The sequence below is a fragment of the Bradyrhizobium sp. SZCCHNR1002 genome, assembly GCF_032381435.1.
In the GTDB taxonomy this organism is placed as follows: Bacteria; Pseudomonadota; Alphaproteobacteria; order Rhizobiales; family Xanthobacteraceae; genus Bradyrhizobium; species Bradyrhizobium aeschynomenes.
In genome coordinates this window covers 204137-222364 of the sequence record NZ_JAUHIS010000001.1, presented here as the reverse complement: position 1 = coordinate 222364, position 18228 = coordinate 204137, and the positions used below count along the sequence as shown (strand labels likewise).

Sequence of the window (18228 nt, the reverse complement as noted above, 5' to 3'; positions counted from 1 at the left end):
CCCTCAGATGTCGGCGAAGATGCCGAAGTGATCGCTGGTGTTGCGAACGCGTCCGTAGTTGCTCCAGCCGGTCAGATTTCCGGCGCCGCCGATCCCCGGATAGTTCGCCGCCGTGGGTGCGCCGGGCCAGCCCATCGGCGCCGCGGTGAACTGGTTGGCCAAAGCGATCGCACCGGGGGGAGGATTGTCCGGCGGACCCATCACCGCGTTCATCGGCGTGCCGCTGACGGTGTTCATGATCGTGGTCTGATAGTTGTGCAAGCCATTATGCGGCCAGACCAGCACGTTATCGATCGAGTAGAACGGCGCGGCGACGAAGTTGGAGCCGACATAGCCGTAGCCGGGATAGAAGCTCTGGCCCGGCCCGCCGCCGTTGGACCACAGGAATTTCGACGCGGCGGTCTTGGTCTTGCCGCGGATATGGGTGGAGAAATAACCTTTGTACTGGTCCAGATTGACTGGAACGCCTACTGCCGTCGGACTGACGAGCAGCGTATAGGCGCCTGGGCCACCGGTGAGCGGATTGTAGAGGCCCGAGGCCGTGCCGTTCACCGCGAACAGATTGACGTTGAAATCGCCGCCGATCACCCGCGTCTCGTTGGCGCCCAAGCCGCCTACGATGTCGTTGATGGTCGACAGCGTGGTGATGTAGTTCGCCGCCGCAGGGTTGTTGGGCGGGGAATGGATGCCGAAGATGGTGATGTCCCGCTGCACGTTGCCGAGATTGTCGGCCTCCGTGAACGTCGCCATGAACGGCTCGCGCAACCCGCCGAATGCGACGCCCGCACCGAGCGGCGTGGTGAAGGCGATGCGCGCGGCGACGACATCCTCATTGAGACCGCCATTGTGCTGGGCGCCTGCCGGGATCTGCCGCACACCGCCAAGCCCCGGCGGCACCAGCATTCCGTTGACGTTGACGGCGCCGACCGGCACCGCCATGCCATTGTAGGGCGTAGCGACGCCGCCGCCCGGCGGCACCGACAGGCCGGCGTGCCCGCCGGTCCAGATGTTGGGTCCGGTGAAGTAGCGATTGAGCGTGCCTGCATTGTTGGTGCGCCGAAAGAGAATGCCCACGGTCTCCGAGCGACCGCCGGTCCCCGTATAGAGCGGCGGCACTGCGTTCCATCCGCCGGCCACCATCGTGCCTGGATTGTTGAGCCCGAACTGCACCATGGCGAGCGCATTGATCCCGCCGGTCTGGCTCGCCAGCGCGTTCGGCGCGTTGTCGCCGGAGCTCACCTCGATGATGACGATGATGTCCGGCTGCGCGGCGGCGAGCACGGCGTTGATCACGGCGCGACGCTGGATCGCGCTCTGCATGTCGTTGAGACCGCCGTGCCCGCGCTGCCGCTTGATCGACGCCGAGAAGATCTTGTTGACCGAGAAGTTCTCGATGTTCCAGAACAGGATCCGCGTCATGATGACGGCTCCTGCAGCTCGGGCTTGCGTTTGGCAAACGCGAGCGACTGCTCGCAGCCCGGATTGTCGTCGGCGACATAGGCGGCATACCAGCCGAGACTGCCGGTGTTGTCGGGATCGCCGAACAGGAAGAACTGGATGTTGGCGGACGGCGGCAGCTTGGCGATGCCGAAGATCTTGATGGCGATATCGTCGATCCGCAGGCAGTAGAACCATTTCGGAGCGTCGTTAGCCAGCATGCGCCCCGTTGCTGTCGGCACCGGCTGGCGCAGGATCGAGATCGCGCCAACAGCGACCTTGATGACGCCTTGGATGCTGAACAGGCTGGCGCCGGGTGCTGCGCCCGGCAGGCTCATGCCGATGAAGACCGCATGCTCTGTATCCGAGCCGGTGGTGACCGGCGACCAGGCGGCGAGCAACTGCGACTGGAAGCCGACGCCGGAGGCAAGCGCACCCGGTCCGCCCAGCGTGACGTCGTAGACGACGCCGAACCAGGGCCCCTCCAGCTCAGTGAGGTTGAGCTGCGACGTCACCGGCAGGAAGCCCAGATCGGACGGCTTCTGATCGCCGGAGGCGTTGACGAAGCTCTTCAGCTGCAGCGCGAAGCCGCGGAACAGGCTGGTGTCGCGCATCGTCGAGCCGTTGAGATTCCACGCGAGATTGCCGGTCGCGACCTGGAAACGCTTGGCGCCGGGCGTCGCCTGCGGATAGGTCATTCCCACGGCGAGACCGGAAAAGGCGAGGCCGACGCCAAGCGCCGCCTCCGGCGTGTCCGGCGGACTGCCGAACGACAGCAGGTCGAGCGTCTCTCCGGTGGTGCTTTCGAGCGCGGTGAAATCGAGCTGCCCCCAGACGAGGAAGTTGCTCGCCACCGTCGCGCCCTGGTCCTGGGTGCCGAGCGTGTTGAACTGCACACGGTCGAATGCGACGGCCGGCAGCACGTTCGACGGGCTGGTCAGCACGTTGGTCGTGTTCTGCTCGAAGACATAGGCCGTACGGCCGCCCTGATCGACATAGCTGCCCTTGAGCACGATCCCAGTGAAAGGCTGCGGCTTGCCGCGCGAGTACAGGCGCGACACCGGCGCGCCGAACAGCGCTGCAACCGAGAGCTGGACATGGCTGTCGAACCGCGTCAGCCTGGCATTCTCGAACAAGGATTGCAGCTGCAGCACGGTGAAATCGAAATCGCCGCTCATCTGCACCGGCACGGGCACGTCAGGCGCGACGCCATTGGAGACGTTCATCGCATAGCGCGGATCTTCGTAGTCGATCAGGCCGAACAGGCTGGAGCTGCCCGGAGGCATCGTGATCTTGCCAGTGCTCGCCTCGACGGTGACGCGGCTGACGGTGAAGCCGAAATGATGAGCATTGAAACGGGTGAAGTCGATGCCGGCGGCAAGGCCCGCAATCTCCGGCGGCATGTCGCGTTGGCCGAGATCGGCCGCGAGCACGATGACGCCGGTCCAGTTCGGATCCTGGGCGATGCGCGCGAAATTCTCGTAGAACGGACCCGACGTGCCCTTCGACCTGGTGATCGCGTCTGCGATGTAGTCCTGTAGCCATTGCGACAGACCGGTGTAGGACAGCGCGGCTGTGGCCGGCGGCGTACCGGGCAGCAGCGAGAACTGCTCGGCCGAGGTCCAGCGATTGGCATTGGTGACCCGGTCGAGCAACGAGCCGGAGCAGAACTTCATGATCATCACGTTACGATAGGCGGTCGCCGACGCTCCGGCGCCGACTGCCGCAGTCATGGTCCAGCCCGCGATGTTGACGGTGTTGGCGAATTGAGCCCCCGTGCCGAACGGTTCCGGATTGACGGCGACCAGAAACAGCTGGTTGGTCTGCAATGCGTCCTGCATCGCCGGAGTCGGATGAGACAGCGCGAACGGCAGAGTCTTGCCGTCTTGCTTGAGCGACTGGGCCATGCTGACGTTCAGATAGGCTCCCGTCCCCCGATCGCGCTCGATGATGAAGCCTTGCGGCGTTGTCCCATCGGTACCGGGTCCGTCGGCCAGGGTGCCGTGCAACGCATGCGCGCGCGCCGCCTGAACCCGCGCCGACCACGTCCTGCTGCCATAGCTCGAGATCAGCGATTTGCGAGTTGCGGCGACGATCTGACTTTCGAACTGGACGAGCGTCGCGCCGTCGACGCCGCTGCTCGCAGCTGCTCCGTACGGCACGAGCGGGAATGTCTTGTCGCTGCCCTGAGCGAGCGGCATGAATGGCGGCGCCGATTGCAGGATCGCCGCGTCGTCGGGGGCACCGGCTGCGGCGGCTCCGTAGATCGCGCTGCCTTCCGGCTCGGCGAGATAGTCGACGGCACCGCCTCCGGAGATGATGGTCACCCAGGAGGTCTGATAGTCGTCGGTCAGGCGCGGCGCGACGGCGCCGCTCGCGGGGCGGTTGAGATCCGCCGTCTCGAACGGAAACACCGGCGCATAGCCGGGCTTTGATGGAATGGCGTTGAGACGATCGTTCTGTGCGGCAGGCAGGTTCGCATCGTAGGTCTTGAAGCTGAGAGCTTCCGATCCGAACAGTCCGCCCATCAGCTTCGCGACCTGGCCACCAGAGCTGCCGTCGGCGCTGAGCGCGTATTGGCCCGCCAGGCTGAGATAGGCGGTGCCGGCATCGGTCGCGATCGTTTTCGCGACGCTGGTGGCGAAGGCGAAGCCACCTGCCCCGAGCGCCGGCGCCGTATCCGCGCTGCCGGCCCCGAGCGGCGTCAGCTGCACCACGCGTCCGCCGGTGGTGCGGAATTCGCTGGTCAGCGCCGGCGCGGCCTTGATGGCGAAGCCCGAGCGTAGATAGCCCTGTTCGAGCAGCGCTCCATCAATGACGCGGTTGGCGGGATCACCCAGGTCGAAGGCGCCGGCGATCGAAAGCTGCGCCGGCAAGGCCGCCACCGTCATCGCCGCATACTGCGCCGCCTGCAGCAACGTCGCGGCGCTGTTGTTGATGGTGTAGCGGAAGCCCTGCCCCAATCCCTGGGCGACGAAGGCCTGCTTGGAATCGAGGAGGCCATCGAAGGTCACACAGCCCGTATTGGCGCCGCTGAACGGCACGTAGGCGTAGATGCGACTGTTGGCCGGCGCGATCCGAATGCCGAGCGGATTGTCGCCCTTGCCGGAGAAACCGATGAACGGCGGCGAGCTCGTCGCCGAACCAGACAGGCGCAGAGCCCCGCCATCGATGTCGATGCGACTCTGATCGAGAACGTAGAACTTGGCGTTGCCGGCGAACCAGAGGTTCAGGTTGCCCGACACCTGGTAGACCGGCGGCAGATTGATGAAGCCGACGCCATAGCGCTTGAAATCGCCGAACACGACCGGGTTCGCCGATGCCAGCCAGACGACGGCGCGGTTGCCCGTCGCCGCGCCGATGTAATCACGAACGCGCTTGGCGAACCCGCCGGGATCCCGATCGAGATCGGCGGGCCGCTGCGTCGCGAAGAGATAGCTGCCACCGTACTTCTTCAGCGAGTCGTCGTAGTTGATGAACGGTGGCAGCGACGCACCTGCGCCGAGCAGGTAGCCGGCCCAGCCAACTGAGCCGGCAACCCTGGTCTCATAGATCGCGGCGGAGCCGACCTGCTCGAACTGCGCTGACGCAAGCGCGTCCATGGCCGTATCACCCGATCGGGAAGATGCCGAGCAGCGTACCCGCCAGTGAATAGAGGGCGCGATCGTCGATGATGTCGCCCTTGATGATGGTCACCGTGTACTGCGCCGAGCCCAGCGCCGCATATTGCACGGTAATGCCGGCCTTCCACGTCGTCGCCCCGATGGTGATATCGGCGCCGAGCACCGCAGTGATCTGCGATTGCGATACGATCGGCGTCCAGACCGGGATCCGCCCCTGATACTGGAATGAGACATAGGTGGTATTGTTGGTGTCGCCGCTCGGCGTCGTCACCACATTGCTGTTCGGGCTGGTCGGGGTGTTCACCGTCGGCAGAGCCGTGAACGCCGCACGCGGGTACTCTTCGGTCCGCAACGCGGCGGCCGACGGCGCGGCCTTGACCGACGAGCTGATCGGGAAGATGCCGAGCGTCACGCCCTGGAGCGAGTAGAGGCCACGATCGTCCACGATCTCCCCCGAAATGATGGTCACGGTGTACTGGGTCGATCCGAGCGCCGCATACTGGACCGTGATGCCCTTGCGCCAGGTCGTTGCGCCGATCGTGATGTCAGCCCCGAGAACGACCTGCGGTTGAGCCTGCGACACCACCGGCGTCCAGACAGGGATTCGCCCCTGATACTCGAAGACGAGCTGAGTGGTGTTGTTCGTATCCCCGGTCGGCGTCGCTACGACATCGGTGTTGGGGCTGGTGGGGGTCTTGACGACCGAAGGAGCAGTGAAACGAACGGCTTCGTGATCGACCATAGCTATCTCCCATTTTGTAATAACGCAGGCCGAGACCTGCAGCAGATCCGGGCAACGCAGTTGAAACGAATCAAATATCGATCAAACTACCACTGATTGAAATCTATCAGAGGTTGTGGCGTGTACCAGAGTTGGATGAGACGGTCAATTGTGCCAGATCACAGTCTCTGCACGCGCCCGATAACATTCTGGTGTTTACATTTCGCGCGGAACGGGACGGCCTTTCAGCGGCTGCCCTGCATCTGGAGCATCTGCACCGCACGCTTCATCGCAGCCGCGCGGGTGAACGAGCCCAAGACGGCTCCGGGAAAGCTGCTCTCCTTGCCCGAATCGACGATCGTTCCCGTCATCGTCACCGTGTAGTAGGAGCCCATCGTGTTCATGGCCACGGTCAGCCCCTTGCGCAGGACGACGTTGGCGACGCTGATGTCTTCGGATAGCGTGACCTGAAATTCGCCGACCGACACCAGCGCCATCCAGCACGGAATCGCAGGGTTGACGAAGAAGGTGATCCAGGTGCTTTCGTTGATGTCGAAGGTGGCGGCCGCCTGCGCGCTGCAATCCGTCGTCAACTGGGTGTTGACGGTCTGATTGGTGAGCTGAGATGGTGCAGCGGGCAAGGCGGCTCCCGTCCTCGATCAGGCGCGCAACGTCAAACAACCGTCTGAGATGACGCAATGGATAACTAGCCGCGGTCCGCTGTCGAGTCCATGTGCAAGCTGGACGCTGTCCGGGCCGCCTCGGACGATGCGGTCAGCCGCCTCACCGGCCGGATCTGACCTGCGCAACAATCAGACACGCCGAGCGGCGTCGTTCCGCCGGGTCGCCTGTCGTTGAGAATGGCTCATGCGCGACCGTGCAATGCACGGCCGGTCCCGCCCAGGTGCTGGAATCCCTGGGCGTCGCAACGATGCTTGATCGGTGCGGTCGCCAGAAAAGCCCGCGGCGAGATGGGCCGGCACGATCGTGCCCATTCACGATCAAATCCATTTTTTATTCAATAGGTTAGATGGACGATCACCCCCTACGGTTCGGCCGCGCTTGCCCTCCGCCTTCTCGTGTGGATCGCCGCCGGAATGCCCCAAAGACATCTGCTCCGCGGAATTTGCTCCAACGGACCGGCGATGGATTGCCTGCGGGCACCGGCGTTCCTACAACCGCGCTCATGGATGCAGGGCAGCCCGCCCAGGCTCCCTGATGCGAGGACGATGTCTCCCCGTGAATGATCAACGTTTCATTGGATCCCTGACCGGCCTGCGCTTCGTCGCGGCCGCAACGGTCGCAGTCGGACACGGCGCACCGTCGTTGGGCCAAGGCCGGCCGGCGGAGTTGATCGCGCAGGTCAGCAGCATCGGCATGACCATGTTTTTCGTGCTGAGCGGGTTTGTCCTTTGGCTCAATTACGCCGGACGCTTTCACGCCGAGCCGGTCGCAGGTGCCATTCGGGAATTCGCGATCGCGCGCTTCGCCCGGCTTTATCCGATGTATGCCGTTCTCGTTGCCGCAATCGTCACCTACCTCATGCTCGCCCGGGGACTCTCCGCTCCTTCGCTCGGCTTTATTCTGACGATGACGCAGGCTTGGTTTCCCGTTCAGAACGGCACCATGCTGGTGGCGGTCGTTCCGCACCTCCAACACCTTTGGTCGATCAGCGTCGAACTGTTCTTCTACCTACTTTTTCCGTTGGTCTGCTTTCTGCTGGCCGGCGTCGTTCGGCTGTCGACGATGATCTGGCTTGCGGCAGCAAACATCCTGGCGTTCGCGCTCACGATCGCGGCATTCTTCACCTATGGCGACGCCATGCTGCGGGCTCTCGTGCCGAGCCTGCAGCACAATGGGATGCAATGGCTGACCTACTACGCGCCCTACCTGCACGTGGCACAGTTTCTGGCCGGGTGCTTCGCGGCCATGATCTACCAGAACCGCGCGCGCACCGATCCGGCCCCCACGGAACGACGCTGCGTGACGGTGCTGTTCTGGCTCTCACTCGCGGGTCTGGCCTGCGCGCCGGCGCTGCTGTTCATGCAACCGCACCTGCCCGACTGGTCGTTTGCGATCGAGCTCAGCGTGCGCCTGATCGAGATCACGGCGTTCTCGATCGTCTTCGTTGCCACCAGTCGCTACGGTCATGCGCGGTGGCTGTCGTCCCGCGCCATCATCATCGGCGGTGAATGCAGCTATTCGATATACCTGCTGCACCCATTCCTGATCCGCCTCGCAATGATCGGCAAGCCCGACCAGCCAGGAGTTCTCGAGCTTGCGCTTCGACTCGGCCTGTTCGTCGCGATTACGACGGCGGTCGCCTGGATCACCTATATGGTCGTCGAGGCGCCGTCGCGGGCTTGGATCCGGCGCGCTCTGGGCACCCGTGCGCCGCGCGAGGTGATCCAGGCCAAGGCAAGCTGACACAGCAGCGCGCGTTCTGCGCGGTACCCGGATCCGTGCGTCGCGGCGCGAGGGTGCGGCCTTACCGGCGATTTATGCGGACCATTTTGCGCGAATTTAACAAGATTGCCGCCAGTCTTTCGGACATCCGACGCGGCATGGGATGCAATCGTGATTATTCAGATCAAGGCGATGTGCGAGGCCAACGGTTCGATCCTCGCAGCCACCAGCTATGACGACACCAACGAGGACGCGCGAGCCGCTGCCGTGATCGGCCTGCTCGAGCAAGTGCTGGCACGCTCGGACGATGCGGACGAGCAGCGCCTGTTCACGTTGGACATCGAGGCCATGTCCGAGCCTCTGTAACTCCCCGCCCCGGACCAGGGTCGCCGTTCACTTGCTGACGCAAGCCCTTGCCGGGCGGCTCCATCGGAATGCCGCGCCGCAAGGCGGTCTGGGCCGCGCTCCTGCGGGGCATTCGTTCCATACCGGCGCCCCCTGCTCCCAGCCGTTCACAACACAACCGCCGTTGGGAGCGACATGGCACCCGGGCCCACAAGATTCGTTGGCGGCCGACACACCCGTTCCGGCCGCAAGGCCCGTCGTCAGCACGGCCAGCACTACCAGTCTCATTGCTTCGCTCCCTTCACTCCACGGCCGTTCGTCTCCGTTCTCCGCTGAGAACCTCAAGCGCTTCACTCTGTTCCAGCGCTGGTCGCCCAGCGCGCGCCGCAGTAAGGCACGGTTCTGAAGCGAACCGTTGACCGGACCTGTGACGAAACACCGCGCCGCCCGCCACATGCCCGCCTTGCTCCGTGCACGACTGCGCCACAGCCAGCCATCGAAATGGTCAGGCACTCCGTGGCGAGAAGGTTTTCACCATAGTTGAGAACGTTGCGGGGTGCCGCGCCACGGCAGAAAGACAAACGTCATCTCTCGCCATCAAATGTAACGAAACGATCCGATTTTCACCGCACCATGGCGACAAGTTCGGAAAAATTGGGACAAGGACAACCGACGGGTTGGATCGAGGCCTCCTCGGGGAGAAACGGCGCGGACAGCTGACGAAAGATCGGCCGCCGGGTTGCGCGCGAATACTCGAATGAAAATGCAAGGGAGCAACGGGTCGACACCATGGCTAAGACAATGACGGTTCGCGAAGTCATCGCCAGGTCATATCCCAGTTGGGATTACGCCATGGCCGACCGCTTGATCGCATGGCTGGATCATTGCGGCTATCAGATCGTCGAGAAGAAGCTGCATGAGTCCGCTGTTCTGCCGGCAGACGACTTGCAGCCGCCCGCGATCAACGCCTGCTGACCCATATCGGCCCGCGTCGCAGAGGGCTCGCTCTGCGTTGCATAGGGCGCGGAGTTCGATGCAGCATCGACGGGTCGCGTGACCCAGGAACCCGCGCGTCGTTGTGGGGTTCAACAGCGACACCCGACGAGAATTTCTCGAGCATCACGAGATCAGGTCGCGAAGGATTAAGAATGTCTCGCAAGCTCACGCCGCGCCAAGTCATCGCACGCTCCTACCCGACATGGGATTATGCCATGGCAGACCGGCTCATCGCCTGGCTGCAGGAATGCGGATATGAGATCGTCGAAAAGGAGACGGTCCATCGGGACGCGAGCCTGGTGCCGAACGAGCCGGAGACGGCTGCGTCTCTTGAACGCACGCATTGACCTCCCCCACAGCCGGCCCTGACTGCAGGAGAGATCGGTGATGTCGGTCGGCAAGGTCTTTGCGGCGCCGGACGGCCGGCTCAGGCCAGCAGCTGCTTCTCGATTTCGTAGACCGGAAGCTTCACGAGGTCCTTGTGGACCTCACCATGCAGCACCTTGCGAACTGCGTCGGAATAATCGGCGCGGATCATCCCGAGCGCGCGTGGCGACGCGACCATCGTTACGGCTTTGGTCTCGCCTGAAAGGACGGCGAGATGCAGGCGGTCGGCGATCTGCTTGAGGAAGGCCCGTTCCGCCTGATCGTGCCAATCGGTCTGCTCCACCGAGCTCCGCGCATGGCCGAACGACTGCTGCACCGAACCGGGCGCATCGGCTCCTTGAGCGCTGGTGCGCTCATTCTCATGCTCATGAACCTCCTTGGTGTGCAGGTTCGGAAACATGCTGTCGCCGATGTTCTCGAGGATCAGCGCCTTGCGCCCATCGCAAACGACGACCCAGTCACCGGTCCCAACCTTCAGCTTGTCCATGAGCCTACTCCTTGATGTCAACGACCCCAGCGCGGGGCCGCCTTCGAGTCCCCGCCATGGCACAGCGAGGACATCACTTGGTCATTCCCATGCATCAGCGCCGTTCCTCGCAGCCGATGCCGCTCCCGCCATGCGCTAGAGGCTTTCTTCGAAATCTTCCAGCGAGAGGCCGAACTCCGACAGTGCCTCCTCGAGATAGTCACCGAGCATCGGCGTCTCAATGAGATAGCTGGCCGTGCGGTTGTTGTGCGCCTGAGCCGCCTGCGCGCGAAGCTCGTCCCAGTTTTCCAGCGAGCCGTCGCCGCGCCCCAGCCATGTCAAAGCGACCAAGTCGATCTGCTCATCGACATTGAGGCCCTTGATGAAGCTGACGAGCTCTGATCGGTCCGTGTTCACGCCGCGTCCGCCCGTTGCCGGAGCCGCGTCATCGTCGGTGAGATCCGCCAGCAGCTCGGGCTCGGCCGCCTCCATTTCGTACTGATGGGCCTTGGTCACCACGAAGGCGACCTTCTCCGGCGAGATCGAGAGATTGGGCGGGGTGGTGGTCATTGAGCGTCTCCCTGGGTCCACGGGGCAACGCGCCCTGGTTCCCATCGAGGTGACGCTAGGCGCTCCGGAAGGAGCGCACTTTGCGCAAGATCAAGGCAGTCTGGCGGCGTCCAAGACGTCGCCGCGCCCGATCTCATTCACGAGGACGGCCGCGGACACTCAGCAATGAACGCAGCGAATGACTGGATGTTACCAGGTGGAATAGAACGCGCCAACGTGCGGCTGCTGAGCCACCAGGATCATCGGCTTGCCAGGATGAGCTTTCGCGGTCTTCCGCTTCTTGGCGTCCGAGAGCTTGGTCGCGGTCTCCGGAATCCTGGTCACCGCCCGAGGCGTTTCGACGCCCACCGCGGCAACAGCCTGCGGCTTGGTGTCGGCGACATTCATCTGGGCGAAGGCGTCGCGCACGTCGCCCTTGGCGGCGGCCGCCACGGGCGCAGGCTTCTCCACTTTGGCAATCATCGCAGGCGCCGGCGGCACGACCGACGTGTCCATCACGATCCGCTCTGGCCATTTGCGGGCGGACTGAATGCGTACCGGGGGAAGATCCGAAGCGGAGGTCAGAGTCGTCGGCAACGGTACGCTGGGAAGCACGGCATCCGCGAGGACCAGCAGCGCGAGCAAAGTACCACCGACGAATAGAAAATAACGCAAGATAGGCATAATTCACCGCTCCGTCGGCCCACCTGAGCCGACCATCCACCTAACGGGGACCATGACAGTATGTTCCCGGCCCGACCAATCAGGTTCAATGACCGCGGGAAACTAGCGCGACATAATTAGATTTTCGTCGCTGCAACCAGCGCGCATTTGGCCGTGCTGACGTTAACGTTGACAAATCCGACATGGACCGCGGCGAAGGTCCTGCGGCCGCCCGAGCGGATTTCTCCAGGCACGACCCGCCGACGGTCCGTCACGTGGCTACCATCACGCCGGCTGAAGGCGCAGTTGATCTCGACATCCTTGATGGTGAAGGCGCTGGTGTTTCGCAGCGTGAACGTCACCAGCGCCTTTGATCCGAGGCCGCCGCGCCGCCAGGATTGGGAACTGATGCGCAGACCGGACAGAGCGGCCGGATCGAACGCCGCCGAGGGCGCAGCCTGCATCGCTGGCGCAAGGCTCGCATTGGCATCCATCAGACTCGGACCGGACCTGACCGCGAATGGCGGTGCCGGCGGTGCGTTGGCGCTGTCGGCCACACCCGGCACCACGGACGCAAAGCCGCGCGACGGCTCTGTTCCATCCTCCTCGCCCTCAAACTGTCCGCTCGGGTGATCCAACGTCAGCCGCGCGAGACTGGGATCCGACGGTTCGCCGTCGTCGACAGACATGATCAGCCAGCCGACGGCGCCGCACATGATCAACGCAAGCACCGCAAGGCCGGATACAGCAGCGCCGAGGGGAATGTAAGCCTCGTTGCCTCGGCGCCCCGCCGCCGCCGCGGCGCCGCCGAGCTTGAGTCCTGGCAAACGGAAGAGACCCACGCTCATGTCTGCACCATCGGCTGCCCGGCCGGGCGTATGGGAACATCAATCGGCAAACATCGACAGCGTTGCATGCAAAGCCGACAATTGGAGGGCAGGCCCGGATACAGGTACGTTCGCCGGGCTGGCGCGGCCGGCAACGAGTCGGTAAACATCCGGATCATCGCCAACGCCTTGGAAACGCTGCCGCGCCGCAGACGGTTCACTCTTCGAAAGATCTCGACGATGTTGCATGTCACGTGGGACCACATTCATCTGCGCAGCCCGGATCCGGAGGCGACCGCGAGCTGGCTGCACGAGATGCTCGGCGGCGAGATCGTCCGCCATCCGGGGCGGATCGACGTGAAGCTCGGCGGTGCCAGCGTGTTCATCGCCAAGGTCGAGCCGGGCGACGGCGTCAACGAACCGCCGCTGACGCCGCACCAGGGCCTGGATCATTTCGGCCTCACCGTGAAGGACATCGACGCCGCAGCCGCTGCTCTCAAGGCCAAGGGCGTGACCTTCACGACCGAGCCGACCACGATCCGGCCCGGTGTACGCATCTGCTTCATTCGCGGGCCGCAGGGCATCTCGATCGAGCTGCTCGAGCGCGACCAGAAATACGCCTGAGCCACCGCGCACGCGGCCTACGTCATGCTGCCGGGCATGAAGCAGCGGATCGAGAGCCCTTGATAGCCACGCATCGGCCAGACCATGGTGCGGCCGACGCGGTTGGGCTCCGTGATCACGGCGTCGTCGGGAACGTCGAGCCACTCGCCCTCGATGCGCACGCGGTAATGGCCGCCTTTGCTCTCCCAGTCGACATCGCTGACGGCGCTGCCGTCGGCATCGGAGCAGCATGGGCCCTTGCCGCTGCGCAGGCCGTCGAACCACGCCTTCATCTCCGGCGATGAGTTCGCCCATTGACCGCGGTCGCGTGCCTGCGTCGGCGTGGCGAGAGCGATCAGCAGCGCTGCGCCAGTGACCCGGATGGGTGGCTTCCAGCGTCCGGCCTCCTGCCGCCTTGAACCGGTGTGACGGACAGCCGAACAATCAGCGCGATGCGGCGCATGGCCGCGGGACACGATCCATCTGCTCATTTCCATCTGGCTCCTGCACCACCCCAGGGTGCGCCGATGACGATGCATCAACCGGGCCAGATTTCGATTCGATCGCGCCTTCGTGAGAGTCAATCCGGAGATCGACGTCGTTGCGTCACATGCTTGTTCAGTCCGTCCCTATTCGGCCGCCTGCTCCAACGGCGCGACGCGCGGCAGAATGATCTGGATGCGCGTGCCGGCGCCGGGCTCGGAGTCGAGATCGAGCCGGCCGCCGAGCCGGTTGGTCACGATGTTGTAGACGATGTGCAGGCCGAGACCCGTGCCGCCCTGGTCGCGGCGCGTCGTGAAGAACGGATCGAAGGCGCGGCGGCGGACGTCGAGGCTCATGCCGCAGCCATTGTCGGAAAAGATGATCTCGACATTGTCGCGCCCGGACTCGCGCGCCCGGATCTCGATCACGCCGCTGCGCCCGTCCGGGAACGCATGCGCGACCGCATTGAGGAACAGATTGGTCAGCACCTGGCCATACGGGCCGGGATAGCTGTTCATCACCAGATTGGGCTGGCAATCGACATTGATCGTCAGGTTCTGTCTGCGCACGCCGGGGCGCAGACTCATCACCACCTGCTCAGTGAGGTCGGCGAGATCGAAGCTGCGCTGGTCGGAATAGTTGCGGTCCGCCGCCACCTGCTTGAACGACTGGATCAGCTCGGCCGCGCGGTTGAGATTGGCGACCAGCTGCGCGGCCGCGTTGCGACTGGTCTCGATGAACTCGTTGAGGCTCGAGCGCCTGAGCTCGCCGCGCGTCACCGCCTCGCTGAAGCGCTCGGTCTTGCGCTCGAGCGCGGAGGCCACCGTCAGGCTGATGCCGACGGGATTGTTGACCTCGTGCGCGACGCCCGCGACCATGCGCCCCAGCGCCGCGAGCTTCTCGGCCTCGATCAGCGAGGCCTGCGTTTCGCGCAGGTTGCGGAGCGCCGTCTCGGCGGCCTCCTTGGCTTTGCGCATCTCCTGCTCGCTCTTCTTGCGCTCGCCGATGTCCAGCGCCACGGTGACGATCTTGTCGACCTCGCCATCGGCGTCCAGCAATGGCAGCTTGTTGACCAGCCATTGCCGCATCACGTTGCAGGAATCGAGGTATTCCTCCTCGTAGAAGCCAAGGCCGTCCTTGGTCGCGAGCACGCGCTTGTCGTTGGAGTCGGTCTTGCTGGCGCCGTAGCGCGACATCAGCTCGCCCGTCGTGCGGCCCAGCGCATCCTCAGGCTCGACATTGAAGATGCCGGCCATGTAGCGGTTCATCAGCACATAGCGCAGCTCGCGATCCTTGACGTTGATGACCGCCGGCACGGTGTCGATGACCTGCTGCAGCAAGCGCCGTCCCTCGGCGATGGCATCCTCGGCCCGCTTCTGATCGGTGATGTCGCGGACCACGCCCTCGTAGCGCACGACCTCGCCGTTCTCGTCGCGCACCACGGTGGCACTGTCGGAGAGCCAGCGGATTTCGCCGTTGCGCCGCCGCACCTGATATTCGAACTCGCGCACCATGCCGTCGCGCCGCATCAGCCGCTGGTAGCGCTCGCGCGCCAGCGGATGGACGTAGATCGTATCGGCGATGTCGTTGACGCTCTGGATCAGCTCGCCCGGCGAGTCGTAGCCCATGATGCGTGCAAGCGCCGGATTGGCGTTGAGCACGAGCCCGCCCGGTGTCGTGACATAGATGCCGTCGATCGACGCCTCGAACAGCTTGCGATAGCTCTCCTCGGCCAGGCGCTGTTCGGCCAGCGCGCGAACCGCGGCCTCACGCGCCGCATCGGCGTCCTGCAGCGTCTGCCGGAAGACCTCGGCCGCCCGCGCGATGTCGCCGATCTCGTTCTGAACGTCGGTCTGCGGGATCGACGCCGCCTTCTCGCCGGCGGCGAGAGCCCGGATCGAGCGCGCGATCGAGGCGAGCGGCTTCACCGTCCGGCGCACCACGAACCACGCGGCAAAAATCCCGATCAGAACACCCGCCGTGCCGAAGATGATGCTCTGCCACTTGGTTTCCGCGAGCGTCCGGGCGAAGTCGCGCGACAGCACCTTGCCCTGGCTATCGCTCAGGGTCCGCAGCAGCTCGGTCACGCGCCCGATCAGCCGGCCCTCGATGCCCAGCACCTCCTTGTCGAGCCGCGCGATCTCGTCCTCCGTGCCGGCAATGGAGATGATCGCCTCGGCATAGCGGTCGGCCGCCGCGCGCAGCGTACCATCAGCGATCGGCAGCGCGCGCATGCTGCGGGCCGCCTGCTCGGCGCCGGCCGGATCGCGCGCCAGCAAGGCTGCGCCGATCTGGTTCTGCACCTGGAACAGCGCCCGCGCGGTGCCGCGCTCGGTAACGCCGGCGATGGCGTCTTCGAAACCCGCGCGCGCCGCCGGAAGTCCAGTCAGCAATTCTGCACGCTGCGCGATCAGGGCGCTGATGCGGTCGATGCCCTCGCGGTAATTGGCGAGCCGCTGGGCGACGCCGTCGATGGTCGCCTGCTGCTCCGGCGCCAATTGCAGGCGGGTCTTCTTCAGGAGCGCGCTGAGCTCGGTCGCAGCCTCCATGACGCGGTCCGAGCGCGAGCCGGGATCGGTGACGAAATCACGCGCCGCGAGCCGCAGCTCGTTCATGCGCTGGTCGATCTCCTCGGCGAGATCGCCCACCCCTTGCAGGCGCTGCAGCTCGGCGAAGGTGGAGTCGATGTGACGGATCGCGATGACGCTGGCCATGCTGGTGGCGGTGATGACGGCGAGCAGCAGCAAAAAGCTGCCAAAGATCATCCGTCCGATCGTGAGGGATCGGAGTCGGTCGCAAGCCAAGCCGAAATCAGCGCGTTTACTCATGGGATCCGATGGTCGGAACCGCACTATATACCAACCGCCGGGCGGCTCTACGAACAAATATAGAACAATTTCGCGCGGCAGGGCATCCGTCTGACGAAAAATGCCGTGTGCGGTTAACCGGCCGCACCGAACGCGAACACCTCGCCATCGTAGCCCGCTTCGCGCGGAATCCGCAGTTCGCGGCCGCCATCGGCGGTCTTGGTCATGACCGGCATCACCGTGACGACCCGCATGTCCCGGGCCGTCGCCAGCGCGTCCGCCACCGAGGCCTGCTTGCCGAGCCGGATCAGGTTGCGGGTGGTCGGGAATGGCAGCTTGAAGCGGCCGTCCTCGCCGCCGGCGAGCGCCTCGCGCGGCGATACCCAGATGGAATCGGTCGATTCCCGCCCGTCATGGGCGCCGAGCTGGTCCGGCGGCGCGGCCGCCAGGAAGAACCAGGTGTCGAAGCGCTTGGGCATGCCCTCGGGCGTGATCCAATGCGCGTAAGGAACGAGGGCATCGAGCGCCAGCACCAGCCCGTGGGCCTCGATCACCTCGCGGAAGCTGATCTTGCTCTCGCACAAAGCGAGGCGATGCTCCGCCTCGATGGCGCGGGCGGCCTCCACCTCGATCAGCGCCTGCGCGCCCTTGCGGCGCGCCAGCAGGATGCCGCTCTCCTCGAAGGTCTCGCGGACGCCTGCGATGCGGAAGCCGAGCGCCTCCGCATCGAGCCCGTGATCGCCGGCATAGAGCTCGGGGTTGCCGGCGATCTCGCGATCGCCCCTGTCGACGCTGCCGCCTGGAAACACCAGGGCGCCCGAATTGAACTCGATCTGATGGTGACGCACCATCATGAACAGCTCGATCTCCCGGGCTGCCGCGCTGTCGCGCAGCAGCAGCACGGTCGAGGCGGGACGAACGGCGGCAGCGTCAGCCATGGTTACTCCGCGGCGGTGGCTCGGGGTTGCAGGTTGGCACGGGCGTCATAGCGCGCGACGCGCGAGAGCAGATAGTCGACCTCGGCCTTGGCGGCCGCCGTGATCGCGGAGCCCGGCTTGCGCTGCGCGCTGGAGGCGATCGCGCCGCGCTTCTGCAGCACGTATTTGCGCACCGCGAGCCCTGCCCCCGGCTGCTGCTCGTAGCGCACCAGCGGCAGATGCGCGTCGAACAGGTCATGCGCCGCATCGCGCTTGCCCGCCTGCGACAGCTTGACGACGTCGACCAGCATCTCCGGGAAGGCATAGCCGGTCATCGCGCCGTCGGCGCCGCGCTCCATCTCGAAGTCGAGGAACAGGCCGCCATTGCCGCACAGGATCGACAGCGGCTTAAGCGAGCCGTCCTTCTGGAACGCACGGAGCGCAGAGATCTTCTCCAGGCCCGGCCAGTCCTCGTGCTTGAGCATCACGCAGGACGGGCTATCCATGACGATTTTGCGGATGACGGCCGGCGTGAACTGGACCTGCTGAGTCAGCGGGTAGTCCTGCAGCACCCAGGGAATGTCCTCGCCGATAGCTTCCTGGGCCTGCTTGAAATAGTTGGTGATCTGGTCGTCGGTGCGCAGGCTCGGCGGCGGCGCGATCATGACGCCGGCGGCGCCCGCATCCATCGTGGCGCGGGCCAGCGCGCGCATCGTGGCGAAGCCCGGCGAGGACACGCCGACGATGATCTGCATGGTCTTCGCGCGCTTGACGAAGCGGATCGCGACCTCGGCGGATTCGGCCGCGTCGAGCTTCGGCGCCTCGCCCATGATGCCGAGCACGGTGATGCCGTCGCAGCCCGCCGCGGCGTAGAAATCGACCAGGCGATCGATCGAGGCCTCGTCGATGCGGCCGTCATCGTGGAACGGCGTCGGCGCGATCGCGAAGGTGCCTTTGGCGGCGGCGGTGAGCTTCATCGTCTGGTCTCCAATCTCTCT

At 64.8% G+C, this 18228-nt stretch carries 18 protein-coding genes; 5 read left to right on the top strand and 13 right to left on the bottom strand.

The genetic code is table 11. The annotated features are described in order from the left end of the window. Positions 1-3: 3 nt before the first annotated feature. The 4 genes from QX108_RS01055 to QX108_RS01040 form a co-directional block, all read right to left on the bottom strand. On the bottom strand, positions 4-1419 hold the full coding sequence (locus tag QX108_RS01055; protein WP_172130631.1) for a hypothetical protein: 1416 nt from the start codon (positions 1417-1419) through the stop codon (positions 4-6). After that, complete coding sequence (locus QX108_RS01050; protein WP_315784796.1) at positions 1416-5039, bottom strand: hypothetical protein; 3624 nt, start codon at positions 5037-5039, stop codon at positions 1416-1418. Before QX108_RS01050 ends, QX108_RS01055 begins: the two co-directional genes overlap by 4 nt. Before the next feature lie 7 nt (positions 5040-5046). Further along, positions 5047-5802, bottom strand: a complete 756-nt coding sequence (locus QX108_RS01045; RefSeq protein WP_172130635.1) for a hypothetical protein — start codon at positions 5800-5802, stop codon at positions 5047-5049. 224 nt (positions 5803-6026) lie between these two features. Then, the gene (locus tag QX108_RS01040; protein WP_315719674.1) at positions 6027-6422 is read right to left on the bottom strand and encodes a hypothetical protein; all 396 of its coding nucleotides are present in this window, start codon (positions 6420-6422) and stop codon (positions 6027-6029) included. 598 nt (positions 6423-7020) lie between these two features. Between QX108_RS01040 and QX108_RS01035 the strand changes: the two genes are divergently transcribed. Continuing rightward, the gene (locus QX108_RS01035) at positions 7021-8208 is read left to right on the top strand and encodes an acyltransferase (protein ID WP_315784800.1); all 1188 of its coding nucleotides are present in this window, start codon (positions 7021-7023) and stop codon (positions 8206-8208) included. Between the two features lie 150 nt (positions 8209-8358). Next, positions 8359-8553, top strand: coding sequence for a hypothetical protein (locus QX108_RS01030; protein ID WP_172109760.1), 195 nt, complete (start codon positions 8359-8361; stop codon positions 8551-8553). A gap of 27 nt (positions 8554-8580) precedes the next feature. Here the strand turns inward: QX108_RS01030 and QX108_RS33470 are convergent, their stop codons facing one another. Continuing rightward, positions 8581-8820 carry a GCG_CRPN prefix-to-repeats domain-containing protein gene (locus tag QX108_RS33470; RefSeq protein ID WP_409998470.1) on the bottom strand — a complete coding sequence of 80 codons (240 nt, stop codon included), beginning with the start codon at positions 8818-8820 and terminating at the stop codon, positions 8581-8583. Between the two features lie 501 nt (positions 8821-9321). On the opposite strand from QX108_RS33470, the gene QX108_RS01025 reads away from it, so the two are divergent. Then, positions 9322-9507 (top strand): hypothetical protein, encoded by a 186-nt coding sequence (locus QX108_RS01025; protein ID WP_172108389.1) that lies wholly within the window; start codon positions 9322-9324, stop codon positions 9505-9507. A 173-nt stretch (positions 9508-9680) separates the two neighbouring features. Continuing rightward, positions 9681-9875, top strand: a complete 195-nt coding sequence (locus QX108_RS01020; protein ID WP_172108387.1) for a hypothetical protein — start codon at positions 9681-9683, stop codon at positions 9873-9875. Positions 9876-9955: 80 nt separating this feature from the next. Here the strand turns inward: QX108_RS01020 and QX108_RS01015 are convergent, their stop codons facing one another. The 4 genes from QX108_RS01015 to QX108_RS01000 all read right to left on the bottom strand — a co-directional run bounded on the left by QX108_RS01015 (position 9956) and on the right by QX108_RS01000 (position 12441). Beyond that, positions 9956-10402 (bottom strand): host attachment protein, encoded by a 447-nt coding sequence (locus QX108_RS01015; protein WP_315719671.1) that lies wholly within the window; start codon positions 10400-10402, stop codon positions 9956-9958. Positions 10403-10537: 135 nt separating this feature from the next. Further along, on the bottom strand, positions 10538-10951 hold the full coding sequence (locus tag QX108_RS01010; RefSeq protein WP_172108383.1) for a DUF3775 domain-containing protein: 414 nt from the start codon (positions 10949-10951) through the stop codon (positions 10538-10540). A 189-nt stretch (positions 10952-11140) separates the two neighbouring features. Beyond that, positions 11141-11614 (bottom strand): hypothetical protein, encoded by a 474-nt coding sequence (locus tag QX108_RS01005; RefSeq protein WP_409998469.1) that lies wholly within the window; start codon positions 11612-11614, stop codon positions 11141-11143. 116 nt (positions 11615-11730) lie between these two features. Beyond that, complete coding sequence (locus QX108_RS01000; RefSeq protein WP_315784810.1) at positions 11731-12441, bottom strand: hypothetical protein; 711 nt, start codon at positions 12439-12441, stop codon at positions 11731-11733. Between the two features lie 219 nt (positions 12442-12660). On the opposite strand from QX108_RS01000, the gene QX108_RS00995 reads away from it, so the two are divergent. Beyond that, a complete protein-coding gene (locus QX108_RS00995; protein WP_172108377.1) occupies positions 12661-13044 on the top strand; it encodes a VOC family protein in 384 nt (127 codons plus the stop codon). Between the two features lie 17 nt (positions 13045-13061). On the opposite strand, the gene QX108_RS00990 is transcribed toward QX108_RS00995, so the two are convergent. The 4 genes from QX108_RS00990 to QX108_RS00975 all read right to left on the bottom strand — a co-directional run bounded on the left by QX108_RS00990 (position 13062) and on the right by QX108_RS00975 (position 18207). After that, entirely contained in the window at positions 13062-13514 is a 453-nt protein-coding gene (locus QX108_RS00990; protein ID WP_409998468.1) for a hypothetical protein, read from the bottom strand. A gap of 138 nt (positions 13515-13652) precedes the next feature. Further along, positions 13653-16334 carry a PAS domain-containing protein gene (locus QX108_RS00985; RefSeq protein WP_315784816.1) on the bottom strand — a complete coding sequence of 894 codons (2682 nt, stop codon included), beginning with the start codon at positions 16332-16334 and terminating at the stop codon, positions 13653-13655. A gap of 113 nt (positions 16335-16447) precedes the next feature. Then, complete coding sequence (locus QX108_RS00980; RefSeq protein WP_315784819.1) at positions 16448-17251, bottom strand: NUDIX hydrolase; 804 nt, start codon at positions 17249-17251, stop codon at positions 16448-16450. Between the two features lie 2 nt (positions 17252-17253). Continuing rightward, on the bottom strand, positions 17254-18207 hold the full coding sequence (locus QX108_RS00975) for a dihydrodipicolinate synthase family protein (RefSeq protein WP_315784823.1): 954 nt from the start codon (positions 18205-18207) through the stop codon (positions 17254-17256). Positions 18208-18228: the final 21 nt, after the last annotated feature.

Coding starts and splice junctions, on each gene's coding strand:
- QX108_RS01010 (WP_172108383.1), bottom strand. CDS start 10,951: ATGACCACCACCCCGCCCAATCTCTCGATCTCGCCGGAGAAGGTCGCC.
- QX108_RS01055 (WP_172130631.1), bottom strand. CDS start 1,419: ATGACGCGGATCCTGTTCTGGAACATCGAGAACTTCTCGGTCAACAAG.
- QX108_RS33470 (WP_409998470.1), bottom strand. CDS start 8,820: ATGAGACTGGTAGTGCTGGCCGTGCTGACGACGGGCCTTGCGGCCGGA.
- QX108_RS01050 (WP_315784796.1), bottom strand. CDS start 5,039: ATGGACGCGCTTGCGTCAGCGCAGTTCGAGCAGGTCGGCTCCGCCGCG.
- QX108_RS00980 (WP_315784819.1), bottom strand. CDS start 17,251: ATGGCTGACGCTGCCGCCGTTCGTCCCGCCTCGACCGTGCTGCTGCTG.
- QX108_RS01005 (WP_409998469.1), bottom strand. CDS start 11,614: ATGCCTATCTTGCGTTATTTTCTATTCGTCGGTGGTACTTTGCTCGCG.
- QX108_RS01000 (WP_315784810.1), bottom strand. CDS start 12,441: ATGAGCGTGGGTCTCTTCCGTTTGCCAGGACTCAAGCTCGGCGGCGCC.
- QX108_RS01045 (WP_172130635.1), bottom strand. CDS start 5,802: ATGGTCGATCACGAAGCCGTTCGTTTCACTGCTCCTTCGGTCGTCAAG.
- QX108_RS00995 (WP_172108377.1), top strand. CDS start 12,661: ATGTTGCATGTCACGTGGGACCACATTCATCTGCGCAGCCCGGATCCG.
- QX108_RS01020 (WP_172108387.1), top strand. CDS start 9,681: ATGTCTCGCAAGCTCACGCCGCGCCAAGTCATCGCACGCTCCTACCCG.
- QX108_RS01025 (WP_172108389.1), top strand. CDS start 9,322: ATGGCTAAGACAATGACGGTTCGCGAAGTCATCGCCAGGTCATATCCC.
- QX108_RS00975 (WP_315784823.1), bottom strand. CDS start 18,207: ATGAAGCTCACCGCCGCCGCCAAAGGCACCTTCGCGATCGCGCCGACG.
- QX108_RS01015 (WP_315719671.1), bottom strand. CDS start 10,402: ATGGACAAGCTGAAGGTTGGGACCGGTGACTGGGTCGTCGTTTGCGAT.
- QX108_RS00990 (WP_409998468.1), bottom strand. CDS start 13,514: ATGAGCAGATGGATCGTGTCCCGCGGCCATGCGCCGCATCGCGCTGAT.
- QX108_RS00985 (WP_315784816.1), bottom strand. CDS start 16,334: ATGAGTAAACGCGCTGATTTCGGCTTGGCTTGCGACCGACTCCGATCC.